We start from the raw sequence: 14,580 nt of genomic DNA, 5'->3' as shown, positions 1-14,580 counted from the left end.
GCCGATGGGAAGTAATCCGGTAGTTCACTGTGGGCCAATCGCGGTGACCCGTCGATCCACCGTGAGGGAGAGCGCCATGGCCCATCGCCTGCGCGGCACTTTGGACAGCCTGACCGACGAGGAGGGCCGCTCGCTACGCCCGATCGGCATGAGCGTGCGCGAGGCGGCCGACCGCACCGGAGCGCTGCTGAACGCGGTTGCCGATCACCCCGGGGTACGCCTGTACGCGGGGGTCCGGGTGGCGCAGGGCGCCCCGCGGATCGGTTTCGCGGTCAGCACCACCGCCCGCCTGCTTCTCGTCGAGTCGGTCGCCTGGCCGTCGGGCTCCTACTCGGTCACCGCGGAGGGCTCGGTGCTCTGCGACGGCACGTACATCGGCCAGTCGGTGCAGCCGCTGGTCGGGTCGGTGCGCCTGCTGCGCCGCCTGGTGCGCCGACTCGTCGTCGGCGCCGTGGTCGTGGTGCACCCCTCGGATGCCGGCGCGCCGCTGCTGCCGGTCTGCTCCCCCGGCGGCATTCTCTGGCTGCCTCCGGCCCAGGTGCGCACGCACGTCGCCCGCCGCCTGCTGCTACGCGGCCAGGATATTTCTTGTCACTCTGACACTAACTCCTGGTATCGTCGAATCCACGGATAGTCACCGCCCTGAGGAAGGACGACCGTGGCGCGCATCTGGCAGTCCTTCGACCTGGTAGCCACCCTCGCCGTCGCACTCGCCGTCGGCGTGCTCGGCATGCTCGGCCTGGCCGGCGGCCCGCTCCTCTCCGGAGCCACCCTCGCCACCCTGGCCGCGCTCGCCGCCGGGTCGCTCCACTCCCGCCTGCAGATGCGCGGCCTGCTCGAACTCACCCGCCGGCACCTCGTCGACCGGCCGCCCGCCGATCGCCTGCTGCACCCGTCGGCCTCCGGCGCCGAGGCCGACCTGAGTCACGCGACCGAGATCGACATCGTCGGCGTGACCCTCAACCGGACGGTCCGCAACCACGCCGCGGCCCTCGGGCAGTGCCTGCGCCGGGGCGGTACGGTCCGGATCGCCGTCATCGACCCGCACGGCGAGGTGCTGGCGGAGGCGGCTCGGCGCAGCAGCAACCCGGGCGCGGCCGACGTCTTCGCCAACCGGTTGCGCCCGACCCTCGACCTGCTCGACCGGATGCCCGGCCGGATCGAGGTGCGGCTGCTCGACTTCGTGCCGGCGTTCGGCATCCTCGCGGTCGACCGCCACCGCCCCGGCGGCCGGCTTCACGTGGACATCTATTCGCACACGCCGGCCGGCACCGAGGCCGCGCTGACCCTGCACGCCGGCCGCGATCACACCTGGTACCAGCACTTCCTCGCCGAACTCGACCAGATCTGGGCGGCCGGGAAACCCCGCTAGTTTGTGTCAAAAAGACATTTTCAGTACGCTCGGGCAATGATCAGCCGGGAGCACACGTACCTGCGGCTCGCCGTCGACCTGGCCATCCTCACCGTTCGCGAGGACGCCCTGCAGGCACTCGTGATCACGCGGGCCAACGAGCCGTTCCGCGGCAGACCGGCGCTGCCCGGCGGCTTCCTGCGCGGCGACGAGGACATCGAGGACGCGGCGGTCCGGGAACTGGCCGAGGAGACCGGGCTCGACGGGACGCGGCTGCATCTGGAACAGCTCCGGGCGTACGGCGCACCGGGCCGCGATCCGCGCGGCCGGGTGGTCAGCATCGCCTTCCTCACCATCATGCCGGACCTGCCGCTGCCGACCGCCGGGTCGGACGCGCGCAGCGCCGCCTGGACCCCGGTCGAGAAGGTGCGCGGCACGCTCTCCTTCGACCACGACCAGATCCTCGACGAGGCGGTCGAGCGCGCCCGCACCAGACTCGAGTTCACCACGCTGGCCACGACGTTCTGCGGGCCGTCGTTCACCATCGGCGACCTGCGCAACGTGTACGAGGTGGTCTGGGGCCACAAGCTCGACCCGCGCAACTTCAACCGCAAGGTCCTCAACACGCCGGGCTTCGTCGAACCGACCGGCGAACGCCGCATCCCCGAGGTGGGGCGGCCGGCCGCCCTCTACCGGCCGGGCGGCGAGCAGGCCCTCAACCCGCCACTCCTGCGGGCGTCATAGGAAGAAAACCGGAAGAACCACCGGCGAGACTCGCACCGCCGCCCGTCGGCTGGCGGGCCGGCGGGCGGTTCCGCCGACCGAAGGAGCTCCGTGCACAGCGTTGACGTCCTCGTCGTCACGGCGATCAAGGAGGAGTACGACGCGGCCCGGGCGTTGGGCGGGCTGTCGTCGTGGGCCGACCACGACGAGGACGAGCCCGCGCCCTATTCCACCGCCCGGTACGGGACGTTGGCGGTGGCGCTGGCCCGCCCGACCCGGATGGGTGGGCGCAACACCAGCCCGATCACCACGATCCTGGCCCATCGGCTCCGACCGGCCTGCCTGGCGATGTGTGGTGTCTGTGCGGGCAAGCCCGGTGCCACCGCGCCGGGCGACGTGGTAGTCGCCACCTCGGCCTACGAGTGGGACGAGGGCAAGCAGACGGCCCGGCAGTTCCGCGCCGATCACCAGGCGTTCGAGCTGGAAGACCGATGGGTTCGCGCGGTACAGGAATTCGAACCGTCCGGCCTGCGCAGCCATGGCGTCGCCACCGAGGAGGAGGCCGAACTCTGGTACCTGGAGAGGCTCCTCAAAAAGCAGAACCCCCGGAATCACCCGTCCCAGGACCGCTATTTTCCGCGCGCCACTTGGGAAACCCGGCTCGAACGGCTGAGAGCCAGCGGCTTCGTCCAGTGGCAGGACGGCCAGTTCGTCCTGACCGAGCCCGGCCGCACACACATTGAGCAGGTCCTCTACATCGATGTCGACGGGCCGGACCGGATGCCGTTCGTCGTCCGGCCCGGCGCGATGGCCAGCGGAAGCTCCGTCCGGGCCAACTCCCGGATCTGGGCCGAGCTCGAGGTCCGCAAGCGCGACACCCTGGCCGTCGACATGGAGGCCGCGACCATCGCCACGGTCGCGCGCGACCAGCAGATTCGGCACTGGCTGGTCGCCAAGGGCGTCATGGACCACGCGGACCCCGGCAAGGACGACCGGTTCAAGGCGTTCGCCGCCAGGGCATCCGCCGAAGTGCTCTTCGAGCTTCTCCAACGGCTGCTGAAACCGCCACCTCCGGCCATGCCCGTTCCTGGCCCGGTGCGGCACGAGTTCACGCTCCAGCTCCGATACCGCTGGCCGGACGTGGCCGGGCTTCTCGGCGTGCCCGCCCACGAGACGCGGCGGTTCCGGGCCGGTGACGAATCGCACGACCTCTGGCGGTGGCTGGAACAGCAGCGGCGGCTGGCCGACCTGCCGGAGGCGCTCGACGAGATCGGCCTCTCCGACCTGGCGGAGAGGCTCCGGCCGCACCTCTAGGGGCGCGAGCGCGCCCGGCGCATGACCTCCTCGTCGGTGAGCGGGGCGCGCGGGTGATAGCTGAGCGACATCGGGGTGTGGGTCTTGTACGGCGGCTCGCCCTCCAGAGCGACGTAGAACTCCCCCACGGTCAGGTTGCCGATGTCGGGCACGTCGCCGCCCTTGACCTTGGCCATCTCGCGGGCCGCTTCGATCTGGACGGGCACGCTCAACCGGCCGAAGAAGTGCGTGGCGGCGTTGCCGGGGATGCGGTTGTGCAGATTCTTCGGCGCCTGCGTGGCGAAGACCAGCCCGAGACCGTACTTACGGGCCTGGGAGGCCAGCGCCAGCGTGCTCTGCGTGCAGGCGGTCATCGCGCCCGAAGGTGCGAGCGTCTGTGCCTCGTCCATCACGAGCAGCCCGAGCAGCGGCCGTTCGCGGGCCGGGTGCCGCTTGATCCAGGCGAACAGGTCCATCTGCAGCTGGTTGACGAAGCCTTGCCGCGCATCGTCGCCGGGCATCCCGATGAAACTGATCACCGAGATGCGGGCGCGCTTCCCCGGCGAGGGCGTCAGCAGCGTGCCGGGATCGGCCGGCGTCCCCCCACCACCGAACATCGGGTCGTTCACCATCGACGCGGCCAGCGTCTGGGCCAGACCGGCACCGATCTTCTCGGCGCTGTCGATCGTGCTCAGGCCGTCCGGCAGATCGGCGAGAAGGTCGACCAGCCCCCGCAGGTCACGCCCACCGTGCCGGCCGAAATGCACCACCGCCTCCCGGAGCACGGCCGTTCCGAGATGGGCGGCGCGGGTCCGGCCCACCAGTTGCGCCCGCGGGGCGAGGGCGGTCACCGCCACCTCGACGGCCGCCGTGAAATCATCCGGATCCTCGAGCGCGGCGGCGAAGTCGGGCAAGGGGCGGAAGCTCAGCGGCCGCCCGGAGTCGCGCCGCGGCGTCCAGGTGACCACCTCGGTCCCGGCGTGGAAGCGGTCGGCCCGCCCGGCATCTCCCGGCCACCAGCCACCGGGCGGATCCGGCCACGGGTCGCTGAGCCGGGCGAGGTCGTTGTTGGGGTCGAGCACGATCGCCGACACCCCGAGCAGCGCGCACTCCTCGACCAGCCGGCGCAGCAGCACCGTCTTGCCCGAGCCCGACGCCGCGAAGATGGCCACATGCTTACTCAGCGACTCCAGCTTCAGCCGGGCCGGCTGGTCGGAACCGATCATGAAGCCGCCCTCGGCCTCCGGCGGCGCTTCCGGCTTCGGCGGCACGCCGGGCCATGCGTCGGCGTCGGCCAGGGCCTCCTTGAACAGGGTGATCTGCTCGGCCGGGCGGTAGCGCACCAGCCAGGCGTGCAGGTGCGCCAGGTTCTCGTTGCGCAACTCGTGCAGTGCGGTGAGCACGCGCAGATCGGCCTCTTCGACGGTCAGAGTCACGCCACCGTCCTGCTTGAGCCTCTGAACCTCGTCCTGCGTCTTCGCCGACTGGCTCCAGTCACCGTTGCGCAGCAGGAAGAGCTTCCGCTTGGTGACGTCCGCCGCCAGGCCGGCCGCTGTCCGGGCGCGACGGAGCCGGCTCAGGGCGGCCACCCCGTGGTGCGTGTCGCTGATCGCCCGGAACGACCAGTGCATCTGGTCCTCGGCGCGGGACTGGTCGGACGAACGTTCCCGCTCCTGTTCGGAGCGCTCGTCGAGCTCGCGGCGCAGGCGGGCGTGCAGGGCCGGCTTGGAGCTGGGCGGCGGGTCGATGCTGAACCGGGTCCCGCGCTCGCCGCGCTCGACGATCCAGGCCTGCAGGCCGGCCGCGAGCAGGGCCGGGAACGTGCTGTCCTCGGTGTCGTGCTCCAGCGGGGACGTCACGTCCGCGTCTCGCCGCAGTTCCTCGAAGCGCGCCTCGATCCGCTGCAGTTCATCCTCCGGCGCCTCGGGTACCAGGGCTGCCGATGCCTTGGCCGCCGTGTCCTCCGGCGGCACGTCGCTGAGACTCGACAGCTCTCGCACCTCCCGTCTGACCAGGCAGGAGCGGATGTACCGGTCGATCTCCTCGAGCAGTCGTCGCGGGGTGTAGTCCAGCGCTTCCTCGAAGACCTCCTCCCGGATCGGCCAGGTCGGATAGTCCGGCCGGAAGTGAACCGCCTCGAAACGGGGTGCGAACCGCTTCTCGATGAGCTCCCGGGCGATGCGCGGATGCCGGATTCCCTGAAGGACCACGCGGCGCCGGAACCGGGGCGCGAACGACGCCGGCGCCTTCTGCTCGATCAGTTGCCAGGTGCTCGCCAGCGTGGCCACGACAATCAAAGTACGGCGGGTCCTGTCTCGAAGGTCGCTCAGGCCGTGCGCGATCCCGGCGTTCACGGCCGCCGCCCGCACGTCGGCTTCGCTGCCCGCCACCTTCGCCAGGTCCTCCTCGATCGCCGACTGCGCGACCGCGGTGTCGATCTGGTCGAACGCGATCACCGACGGACCGGTCAGCGCGAGCAGCAGGGAGATCTGGTGCACGATGTCCTGAGCCTTCCGGGACCGGTGCCGGATGCCCCACTTCTCCCGCACCTCCGGCGACTCCTCACCCCCGGCGAAGAAATCGTCGGCAATGTCCTGAAGCTCATAGTCGTCCGAGGCACGGAGGGCGAGCGCGCGCAACGTGTCCCGGCACTCGAGCCCGACGTAGGAGTCGTAGTCCGACAGCCCGCGGATGAAGGTCTTGAGCGCGTCCGGGGTGAGGTCGGTCTCCCCGATCACCGCCCGCCGGTCCGCCCGGGGAGCGCCGACCCGCGACGCCAGCCGCCGCAGCAGGAGCCGCAGCTGGGTCTCGCCGGGCGCCACCTCGCGGGCCAGGCCTTCCAGCACGAAGACCAGCAGCCCGTCCCAGAACTGGCGGCCGTCGAGCAACCCGATCAGGAAGAAGTAGCCACCCCGGTCCTGCACCTGCTCGCGAACCCACCCGAGCAGGTGTGTCTTCCCGGCGCCCTGCCGTCCTTCGAGAACAAGTCCCTCCTGATTGGCGTCGGGACTCTCCTCGGCCCGGGCGATGCCGTCGCGGACGTCCTGGGCCACCGCGTCGTGCAGCCCTTCGACATGAAACGGCGAGCGGCGCCACACGTCGTCCGGTGCCTGTACCGAACTGAGCCGGAGGGCGGCCAGGGCGGTGCGCTCCTGTTCGGTCATCGCGAGCCGATCGCCAGCTTGTGCCGGTCCTCACCGCCGATGTGCACGGCCGCCTCGCGCTCCGCGTCGCCGACGCGATGCCCGAACGGTTCCGGCTCCAGCCGCACGTTGTCGTCGCGCAGCAGTGCCTTGAGCGCCCGGTCGAGATCGGCCTTCGGAACATCGGCCAGGTGCCTGCGCAGGGCGGTGAGATCGACCCACGTCCCGGGGGTGGAGGCCAGTTCTCCGTACGCGTCCCGGATGCGGCGGTCGAGATCGCGGGGCACCCCGGCAGCGGCCGCCGGGATGGCGTGATCCGCCGGGGGGACCGCGGCGCCGGGACGAGCGGCGAGCACGTTCTGCAGCGCGACCAGGCCGGCCCACAGCTGCCGGTCGCGGGCCGTGCGCCCCTCGCCCTTGTCGACGTGATCGTCGTCCAGCCCCCACGGCGTGGCGAGTTCCTTCTCCCCCTTCCTGCTGAGCTGATGCCAGTAGGGCGACCTCTTCTTGTCGGTGACGACGAACTCGGCGTCGAGCAGCCGTTTCAGCGACTTGCCGACCAGCCGGAACCCGTAGATCTCGTTGAGCTGGTTGTTGGAGATCTCGCGGTCCTCAGCCTTCAGGACGGCCAGGAACGCGTAGTCGACCGAGGACAGCTCAGCCATCGAAGGATCCTTTCGAGATGTTTTCCGGGGCGACGATCCGGCCGTCCGCCTCGAGGCCGTACGCCCGGAGCGCGATCAGTGACCGGTGTTCCTGGGCGGTGAAGAGGGCGATCAGTCGTTCGGCCGCGCCGGGAGTGCCCGCGTCCAGTTCGGCCCGCAGGCCGGGTTCGTCGCGGAGTTCGAACAGCAGGGCGCACAACTGCAGCGCCGCCTCGCTGCGTCCCTCGTCGACCTCGGCCCGCAACTGCTCGATCTGGTATCTCGCGTCGGGCCGGTGCGACCGAGCGCGCTGAAGCTTGGACAGCCGTAGCCGGGCCGCCTCGTCCCCGGCGTCGGCCCGCTCGTGCAGCGCCGGCACGTCGCCCCACGCCGCGTAGAGGTCGGCGAGCGCCTCGGCCGCCCGCGGGTCTCCGCCGTCGGCCAGGTCGCGCAACTCCCCCACCGAGCCGCGGTCGGCCAGCACCTCGACCAGCCGTTCGGCGGCGATCGCGCTGCCACCGGCGGCATCCCGGCGTAGCCCGCCGCTCAGGCCGCCGTCGAACAGGATCCCGGCGACCTCGCGAGGTATGCCGCGCGGGCGAGGACCGGCCGGCGGCCGCAGCTCGTCGACGTGCCGCCGGAGTTCGGAAATCCTCAGGTGCCTCCTGGTGACCACCAGGTCGGGCGGGTCGGCGTCCAGGCGGCCCCGGAGGACGGCGATGGCATGGTCGAAGCGGTCCTGCCGGACCAGCAGATCGGCCAGCTCGACGGCCGCCTTGTCGTCCGCGAACTCCTCGGCGAGCCTGGTCAGCGCGCCCTCGGCGTACCGGAAACGCAGGCGGGCGATCGCACTCGCCGCCACCCGCCGCAGGTCGTCGGCCCGGGGCAGGAGGCTCACGAGGGCCTGCCACGCCTCGTGCGGGACCGGCTCGCTGCGCCGCTCACGCCGCACGTGCTGGGCCAGGTAGTCGGCGATCGTGTAGCCGGCGAGCGTGCCCGCCCGGCCGTTGTCGACCGGGTAGAGCGGCGACACCCCGTCGTGCTGGGGATCGGCGACGTTCGGCACCGCGGCCGCGAGCCAGTGCTCGGCCGACTGGACCCGCTCGTGGGGTTTCAGGTAGCCGAACATCGCCTCGGCGAGCAGCTCCGCGCTCAGCGGCGACTGCACCCCGAGCCGATGCGCGTCGGCGGCGGCGGTGATCATCGCCTTGGCGTACGCGTTGACCGGCTGGTCCCAGCTCATCACCAGCCGCGGCCCACCGGCGAGCACCTGGGTCATGCCGACGTCGCGCGGCCGCAACGCGTCCTCGATCCGGGTGTCCCGCAGCGCGACCTCGCGCGCTTCCGACAATTCGCGTATATCGAGTGACTCCGCGACCGAGATCGCGTCGGCGCTGCGCATCAGCCGGTGGACGTCGTCGCGCCCGGCCGTCCACTTCGCGTACTGATCCGGCCAGAGCGTGCCGACGACCAGGTTGCCGTGCCGCAGCAGCAAACGGACGCACTCGAACGTCAGTGCCGGCCGGGCACCCAGATATTGCTGCAGTTCGTCGAGCCAGAAGACCGTCGTCCGGGGCGGCGCGTTGCGCACCCGCAACAGGTCGGACGCCTCCGACGGCTGCACCAGCCACCAGTCCGGCACCAGTTCGTAGACGGCCTCGTAGAGCGATCGCGTCTTGCCCGCGGACGACCCGCCGACCAGCACGACGAAACTCCCGCGATCCGGCAATTTCCCCGACAGCACCGCCCGCAACTGAAAATCGAAACTGCGTTTGACATAGGTCGGCAGGTCATCGTCACCGCCCGCGGAAATAGCACTGTGAATGCCTAATTCCCGGGGAAGCGCCGAATCGACACGTAGCCGGTCAAACGACGCCGAGAAATCGTCCGGATCCGCCATCGCCTGCCCTCAAGCTCCGAAAAACCGCAGGAAGAGTCCATTGGGGACCATCCAACAAATGAACTGTCCCTTTGATTCATTCCGACGATGGACCGAAGGCTACAGCAGTCCGGCCAAAGATCACCAGCAGTCACTCCACCGATTCGGAATTCATTTTCCGCAAATGGGTGAAGCGCAATCGGCCGACCTTGCCAGCCGTTTCTACCGTTTTCCTACCGTGACGCCGGACGCGTGGCCGTGGGCCTGCGCCTCGAACGTCCCCAGATGCCGCGCCGACGACGGCCGGATCGTGACGCCGAGCTCCTCGCGGATCGCCCGCACCAGGGTCTCGATGTCGGTCTCGCCCGGCTCTCGCTCCCCGCCCGGGAGGTAGTAGGCGTCCTTACCCCGCGAGCGGGTGCTGAGCACGGCACCGCCGGCCAGATGGATTCAGGCGATCTTGTCGATCAAGGAAGCTCCTGCGGCTGGGAGAGGGGATGCACCGACCGGCGGGTGATGTCGGTGAGCTTGTCGGGGTTGGCGACGTTGTGGATGGTCGCGACGCGGCCCGACGCGTCCAGCACCAGGGTCAGCGTGCCGATCACCCGGCCCGCGCCCCGGAAGACGATGCCCGGCGCTCCGTTGATCTCGACCAGTTCGGCGGCCATCTCCGACAGCAGCACACCCTCGTACGGGCGGCTCGAGACCCCGGCCATCCAGGCGGCGACCCGTGCGGCACCGGCGATCGGTTTGCGGGCGGCGCGGACCTTGCCGCCGCCGTCGGTCCACAATGTCACGTCGGGGGCGAGCATCTCCATCAGCTCGTTGATGTCGCCGCCGGCCGCCGCGGCGAGAAACCGCGTGGTCACCGCCTCCTGCTGGGCCCGCGACCGGTGGAAGCGCGGCCGCCGGGCCTGTACGTGCCCGCGGGCCCGGTGGGCCGCCTGCCGCACGGAGTCCTCGGAGCGGTCGACCGCCGACGCGATCTCGGCGTAGCTGAAGGCGAACGCCTCCTTGAGCACGAACACCGCCCGTTCCAGCGGGCTCAGCGACTCGAGCAGCACCATCAGGGCGACCGACACCGACTCGGCGGCGGCCACGTCGTCGCCGGACGACGACGTCAGGATCGGCTCGGGAAGCCACGGGCCCACGTACGTCTCGCGGCGGGCGCGGGCCGACCGGAGCCGGTCCAGGGCCACGTTGGTGACGATGCGCGCGAGGTACGCCCGCGGGTCGGCGACCTCCGACCGGTCGGCCGACGACCACTTCAGCCAGGTGTCCTGCACCGCGTCCTCGGCGTCGGCCGCGCTGCCGAGAATGCGGTAGGCGACCGTGAACAGCAGCGGGCGGTGATCGTCGAACGCGGTCATCGGCGCCAGCCCAGCACACCGACCGCGGGCGTGCCGAACAGCCGGCCGAAGGACGCCCAGGGCGAAGAACTCACCGTCTCCTTGTACCAGGTCGCGGGCCGCCCGGTGAGGACGAACCGGCCCGGGGTGTGGTCGCGCCGGGTGAACTGGATGACCGCGTCCCGGCGGCCCAGGCTGACCGGGGTGTGCACGTAGCCGAACCGGAACGCCTTCGGTGGGCGGCCGGCGAGCGAGCGGGCGATCGACCGGGCCGCCGCGACACCGGTCGGCATGCCGCTCTGGCAGGTGCCGTGCATGATCCCGTAGTCCTGGCGGATCGCCGCCGCGTCGCCGACCGCGTAGACATCGGGGTGCGACACCGAACGCAGGAACCCGTCGGTGAGGATGCGCCCGCGGGAGTCGGTGGTCAGGCCCGCGGACGCGGCCAGCGGCGAGACCCGTACGCCGGCCGTCCAGACCACCACGTCGGCCGGCACCACCTCGCCGGTTCCCAGCTCGACCCCGTCCGGCAGCACCTTGGTGATCGAGACGTCGCCGCGGGACGAGACGCCCAGCCTGCGCAGCGCCCCCTGCAGGTAGGAACGGGCGCGCGGCCCGATCTCGGCGCCGGGCTCCGCGCGGCCGAGAAGGGTGACGCCGGCGGCGGACCGGGCGGCGATCTCGGCCGCGACCTCGACCCCGGTCAGGCCGTTGCCGCACACCACGACCGCGCCGCCCGCACGGACACCGGCGGACAACAGCTGGGCGTCACGGTCACTGTCCAGGACGTACGCGTGGTCAGCCGCACCCGGGGTGGACACGTCGGCCACCCCGCCCAGCGCGTAGACCAGGGTGTCGTATTCGAGGACGCGGGCGTCGTCCACGCGTACGCAATGAGCGGAAGCGTCGACGGCCGTGACCCACCCGATCTCCAGGGCGATGCCGGTCCTGCGCAGCAGGTCCGGCAGCCGCAGGTCGGCGAGCTGCCCACCGGCGGCGACCTGATGCAGTCGGAGGCGCTCGGTGAACCGGGGCGACGCGTTGACCAGTGTGATCCGCACGTCGTCGCGGCGACGCACCCGGCCGGCGAGACTCATCGCCGCGGCCATGCCGGCATAGCCGGCGCCCAGAATGACGATCCTGTGCATTGTCGGTCAATCCCTTCGGTCGATCGTCGGACATGCACGGGACGGCAGCCGCCGCAAGGACCGTGAGGCCGAGTGACGGGCGTCACAAGGTACCTTTGCCGGCCCCGGGCCGAAGAGCGACAATCAAAGCTTGTCCCGTCGGTCGACCGGGAGGTGCACGTGCCGAACACCGTCACGGCGAAGCTGGTCAAGCGGTTCCTGCCCAACCCTCAACCCCCAACCCCACCCCCGAGCCGGCACGAGGAAGCGCTGGCCGTGCTCAGCGCGACCCGCGGCGTGATCGCCCGGGGATGGACGCAGAACACCTGGTACGAGGTCGAGACCCCGACCGGCCGCCGCCGATCGAGCCAGCGCTTCTTCCCCTGGCGCATCGACCGCCGCAACGTCGTCTCGGCCTGCCTGGTCGGCGCCGTCATGCACGGCGGCTGGCTGCTCAGCCCCCGCCCCGAATACGCCTACCCGGCCATCGACGCGCTGTGGCACACCCTGTTCGACACCGGCACCGAGGTCGGCCCGGTCGCGTCCCCGGCCGTGCGGGCGGCCCGGGTACGCGACCTGACCACATGGAACGACCGCAACTACCGCACCCGCGAGGACGTGCTCCGGCTGGTCGACCGCGCGACGGCCCGCCTGGCGCCCGCTGTCGCCCGGACATGAACGATTTCGACGGCCGCACGGTCCTGGTCACCGGCGCGAGCGGCGGCATCGGCGGGGCAACCGTCCGCAAACTGGCCGCGCGCGGCGCCGACGTGATCGCGGCCGGGCGCGACGCCGGCAAACTCGAGGCCCTGGGCGTCCGCACGCTCGCCTTCGACCTGACGTCGGAGGAGAGCGTGGCCGGCGCCCTCGGCGACCTCGACCTGTGGGGCGTCGTCAACTGCGGCGGCTACGGCGGCGAGATCGCCACCCCCCAGGACACCGACATCGAAGTCTTCGACAAGGTCATCGCAACCAACGCCCGCGGCGCCCTGCTGGTCACGAAGTACGCCGCCCGGTCGATGATCCGCCTCGGCCGCGGCGGCGCCATCGTCAACGTGTCCAGCCAGGCCGCGCTGGTCGCGCTGAACGGCCACATCTCGTACGGGTCGTCCAAGGCGGCACTGGACAACATCACGCGGGTGTCGGCGCTCGAACTCGGCGCCCACGGCATCCGAGTCAACAGCGTCAACCCGACCGTGGTGATGACACCGATGTCGGCCTGGTACTGGGGGCGGCCCGAAATCGAGGGCCCGTTCCTCGACCAGATGCCGCTGCACCGCTGGGCGACCGAGGACGACATCGCCGGGCCGATCACCTTCCTCCTCAGCGACGAGGCCTCCATGATCACCGGCGTGAGCCTGCCTATCGACGGGGGCTACACCGCCCGCTAGGCACACTCCGGGGCGGGGGCGATCGTCTCGTGGTGTTGACCAGCCGGAACGGTTGCGGCAGCAGGCGGCGCAGATGTTCACCGGCGGCAGGCACGACTTCGGCCGAAGCTACCGTGACTCCCACCGCATTCCAATCGCCCTTTCAACCACAGGATTCCCTGTTTCTATTACATAGTCAATCATGCCAGCCGCTTCCGTGGTGCACTTCGGTTTCCCATGGTCGTCGACGACGGGAGTTGGTTGCTTGATAAACTTCCAATATGGCGCTACGAACGCCTCGACTGACTTCGGTTGATCGGCCAAAGGAAACCTAAGAGTAATTTTCTGGTACCTGGTCTTGACCATCGGCGCAACGACAACGAATGGTCTCATAGGAATCACGTCATCCTCGTAAATCCATTCAATTCCTGTTTTGATGCGCTCTCCCTTCGCTAAAGGTCGCCCAAGGTATATCCAGCGATATACGGTCTGGTCTTGCTCAGCTTCACCAGTGGAGAAGATCGCCTGTCCATGTACCAACGGATTGACAATAACGGACTTCGAGCTCTGGCCCGTTGCGTACCACCGTTGCATAATGAGCCGCAATCCATCCTGACGCGACCGAATCTCGAGTTCCCTTCTCCACGTATAGCGATGGTGACCATGGACCTTCTCTACCAAGTGAATCGAACAATTAGAAATCACGTCGTATGATCGCCGTTCGCCCACTCGGCAACCTAACCAAAATGCAGCAAAAGCTACGGAAATGGTGGCTGTAGCAGCGACAGAAACAGCAACGACGGCCTGGTTAGTGGGATAGTCGGCCTTGGCGGCCGCCCAGGCAATACCGCCCACGACAACAGGGACAGAGATCCAGATTGCCTTAGCCGTGGCTACGAGGTCGCGAACGGCCTTTAGGGGTGCCCAGTCAAGTATCTTTGCCGGATTCGCCATCGGTCCTCCAGATCCGACGTACCGACGACCATCGTATCCCCGTGGAGTCAGGCATCAACCGTCGTTTATGGCGGATCTAGACTCACGCTCGCATTAGGAGAGAAGAGCTCATTACGGGCGACCCGACGAAGGCGGCCCTCTAAAGTGAGTGTTTGAAGGAGTTCTCATGTAGACGGTGTGGCGGTGTGATCAAGACGGTCGTGTCGGGCACGGTGTTGCGGTGTCATCGCGCCGCGGCTATCCCTCTGCCCTGACCGACGCCCAGTGGGACTTGGTCAAGGACCTGCTGCCGGAGCCCAGCGGCGACGGCCGGCCCGAGAACACCCGCGGCGCGGGATCGTCAACGCGATCCTCTACCTTGGTGCGCTCGGGGTGCCCGTGGCGGTACCTGCGGGCGGACTTGCCGCCCTGGCAGACGGTGTACTGGTACTGCGTGCGCTGGGAAGACGCCGGCGTCACAGAGAACTGCTGGCCGCGCTGCGGGTCAAGCCCCGTATCGCACAGGGCCGTGAACCCGAGCCATCGGCAGGGGTCCCGGACTCCCAGAGCGCCAAGGGCGCCGACACCGTAGGTAAAGACTCGCGGCTACGACAACGGTAAGAAGATCAATCGACGCGAATCAGGCCTGAATCGCGCGCGTTATCGGCGGCATGTGCGTGCGCCCGGTCAAATCGTTCTGGCGGTCAACGTGGTGCATGATCGGCGGTGGTCGCGCACCGCCCTTTGATCAAATCGTGGCCGGGCTCG

13 protein-coding genes and 1 pseudogene are annotated in these 14,580 nt (G+C 69.8%); 7 read left to right on the top strand and 7 right to left on the bottom strand.

Features of this window, described 5'->3' with window-relative positions:
• Positions 1-76: 76 nt before the first annotated feature.
• From ACIA5C_RS07810 to ACIA5C_RS07795, 4 genes are all read left to right on the top strand, one after another.
• On the top strand, positions 77-634 hold the full coding sequence (locus tag ACIA5C_RS07810) for a hypothetical protein (protein ID WP_396052402.1): 558 nt from the start codon (positions 77-79) through the stop codon (positions 632-634).
• A gap of 24 nt (positions 635-658) precedes the next feature.
• Positions 659-1,372: a hypothetical protein gene (locus ACIA5C_RS07805; RefSeq protein ID WP_396052400.1), complete on the top strand. Its 714-nt coding sequence runs from the start codon at positions 659-661 to the stop codon at positions 1,370-1,372.
• Between the two features lie 36 nt (positions 1,373-1,408).
• Entirely contained in the window at positions 1,409-2,095 is a 687-nt protein-coding gene (locus ACIA5C_RS07800) for an NUDIX hydrolase (protein ID WP_396052398.1), read from the top strand.
• A 90-nt stretch (positions 2,096-2,185) separates the two neighbouring features.
• Positions 2,186-3,388, top strand: a complete 1,203-nt coding sequence (locus tag ACIA5C_RS07795) for a hypothetical protein (protein ID WP_396052397.1) — start codon at positions 2,186-2,188, stop codon at positions 3,386-3,388.
• On the opposite strand, the gene ACIA5C_RS07790 is transcribed toward ACIA5C_RS07795, so the two are convergent.
• The 6 genes and pseudogenes from ACIA5C_RS07790 to ACIA5C_RS07765 all read right to left on the bottom strand — a co-directional run bounded on the left by ACIA5C_RS07790 (position 3,385) and on the right by ACIA5C_RS07765 (position 11,530).
• Entirely contained in the window at positions 3,385-6,531 is a 3,147-nt protein-coding gene (locus tag ACIA5C_RS07790) for an ATP-binding protein (protein WP_396052395.1), read from the bottom strand. The genes ACIA5C_RS07795 and ACIA5C_RS07790 overlap by 4 nt on opposite strands.
• Complete coding sequence (locus tag ACIA5C_RS07785; RefSeq protein ID WP_396052394.1) at positions 6,528-7,175, bottom strand: hypothetical protein; 648 nt, start codon at positions 7,173-7,175, stop codon at positions 6,528-6,530. Before ACIA5C_RS07785 ends, ACIA5C_RS07790 begins: the two co-directional genes overlap by 4 nt.
• On the bottom strand, positions 7,168-8,907 hold the full coding sequence (locus tag ACIA5C_RS07780) for a hypothetical protein (RefSeq protein WP_396052393.1): 1,740 nt from the start codon (positions 8,905-8,907) through the stop codon (positions 7,168-7,170). The genes ACIA5C_RS07785 and ACIA5C_RS07780 overlap by 8 nt, the downstream gene beginning before the upstream one ends.
• A gap of 360 nt (positions 8,908-9,267) precedes the next feature.
• Positions 9,268-9,483, bottom strand: a pseudogene (locus ACIA5C_RS07775) (NUDIX domain-containing protein); the annotation flags it as partial.
• 17 nt (positions 9,484-9,500) lie between these two features.
• Positions 9,501-10,403 (bottom strand): RNA polymerase sigma-70 factor, encoded by a 903-nt coding sequence (locus ACIA5C_RS07770; RefSeq protein ID WP_396052391.1) that lies wholly within the window; start codon positions 10,401-10,403, stop codon positions 9,501-9,503.
• Positions 10,400-11,530, bottom strand: a complete 1,131-nt coding sequence (locus tag ACIA5C_RS07765) for an NAD(P)/FAD-dependent oxidoreductase (protein WP_396052390.1) — start codon at positions 11,528-11,530, stop codon at positions 10,400-10,402. Before ACIA5C_RS07765 ends, ACIA5C_RS07770 begins: the two co-directional genes overlap by 4 nt.
• A gap of 159 nt (positions 11,531-11,689) precedes the next feature.
• Here ACIA5C_RS07765 and ACIA5C_RS07760 point away from each other — a divergent pair, with 159 nt between their 5' ends.
• Together ACIA5C_RS07760 and ACIA5C_RS07755 are read left to right on the top strand one after the other, a co-directional pair.
• A complete protein-coding gene (locus tag ACIA5C_RS07760; protein WP_396052388.1) occupies positions 11,690-12,187 on the top strand; it encodes a hypothetical protein in 498 nt (165 codons plus the stop codon).
• Entirely contained in the window at positions 12,184-12,900 is a 717-nt protein-coding gene (locus ACIA5C_RS07755) for an SDR family oxidoreductase (protein WP_396052387.1), read from the top strand. The genes ACIA5C_RS07760 and ACIA5C_RS07755 overlap by 4 nt, the downstream gene beginning before the upstream one ends.
• Before the next feature lie 108 nt (positions 12,901-13,008).
• On the opposite strand, the gene ACIA5C_RS07750 is transcribed toward ACIA5C_RS07755, so the two are convergent.
• Complete coding sequence (locus ACIA5C_RS07750; RefSeq protein ID WP_396052386.1) at positions 13,009-13,833, bottom strand: hypothetical protein; 825 nt, start codon at positions 13,831-13,833, stop codon at positions 13,009-13,011.
• A gap of 175 nt (positions 13,834-14,008) precedes the next feature.
• Between ACIA5C_RS07750 and ACIA5C_RS07745 the strand changes: the two genes are divergently transcribed.
• Complete coding sequence (locus ACIA5C_RS07745; protein WP_396052384.1) at positions 14,009-14,404, top strand: transposase; 396 nt, start codon at positions 14,009-14,011, stop codon at positions 14,402-14,404.
• Positions 14,405-14,580: the final 176 nt, after the last annotated feature.

The organism is Actinoplanes sp. NPDC051343 (assembly GCF_044455125.1).
Classification (GTDB): Bacteria; Actinomycetota; Actinomycetes; order Mycobacteriales; family Micromonosporaceae; genus Actinoplanes.
Note: the sequence above shows the minus strand (reverse complement) of the source record. Positions and strands in the feature narration are given on the sequence as shown.

Excerpts from the sequence above, each read along its gene's own strand:
- ACIA5C_RS07810 (WP_396052402.1), top strand. The coding sequence starts at position 77 with ATGGCCCATCGCCTGCGCGGCACTTTGGACAGCCTGACCGACGAGGAG.
- ACIA5C_RS07800 (WP_396052398.1), top strand. The coding sequence starts at position 1,409 with ATGATCAGCCGGGAGCACACGTACCTGCGGCTCGCCGTCGACCTGGCC.
- ACIA5C_RS07790 (WP_396052395.1), bottom strand. The coding sequence starts at position 6,531 with ATGACCGAACAGGAGCGCACCGCCCTGGCCGCCCTCCGGCTCAGTTCG.
- ACIA5C_RS07785 (WP_396052394.1), bottom strand. The coding sequence starts at position 7,175 with ATGGCTGAGCTGTCCTCGGTCGACTACGCGTTCCTGGCCGTCCTGAAG.
- ACIA5C_RS07770 (WP_396052391.1), bottom strand. The coding sequence starts at position 10,403 with ATGACCGCGTTCGACGATCACCGCCCGCTGCTGTTCACGGTCGCCTAC.
- ACIA5C_RS07765 (WP_396052390.1), bottom strand. The coding sequence starts at position 11,530 with ATGCACAGGATCGTCATTCTGGGCGCCGGCTATGCCGGCATGGCCGCG.
- ACIA5C_RS07755 (WP_396052387.1), top strand. The coding sequence starts at position 12,184 with ATGAACGATTTCGACGGCCGCACGGTCCTGGTCACCGGCGCGAGCGGC.
- ACIA5C_RS07750 (WP_396052386.1), bottom strand. The coding sequence starts at position 13,833 with ATGGCGAATCCGGCAAAGATACTTGACTGGGCACCCCTAAAGGCCGTT.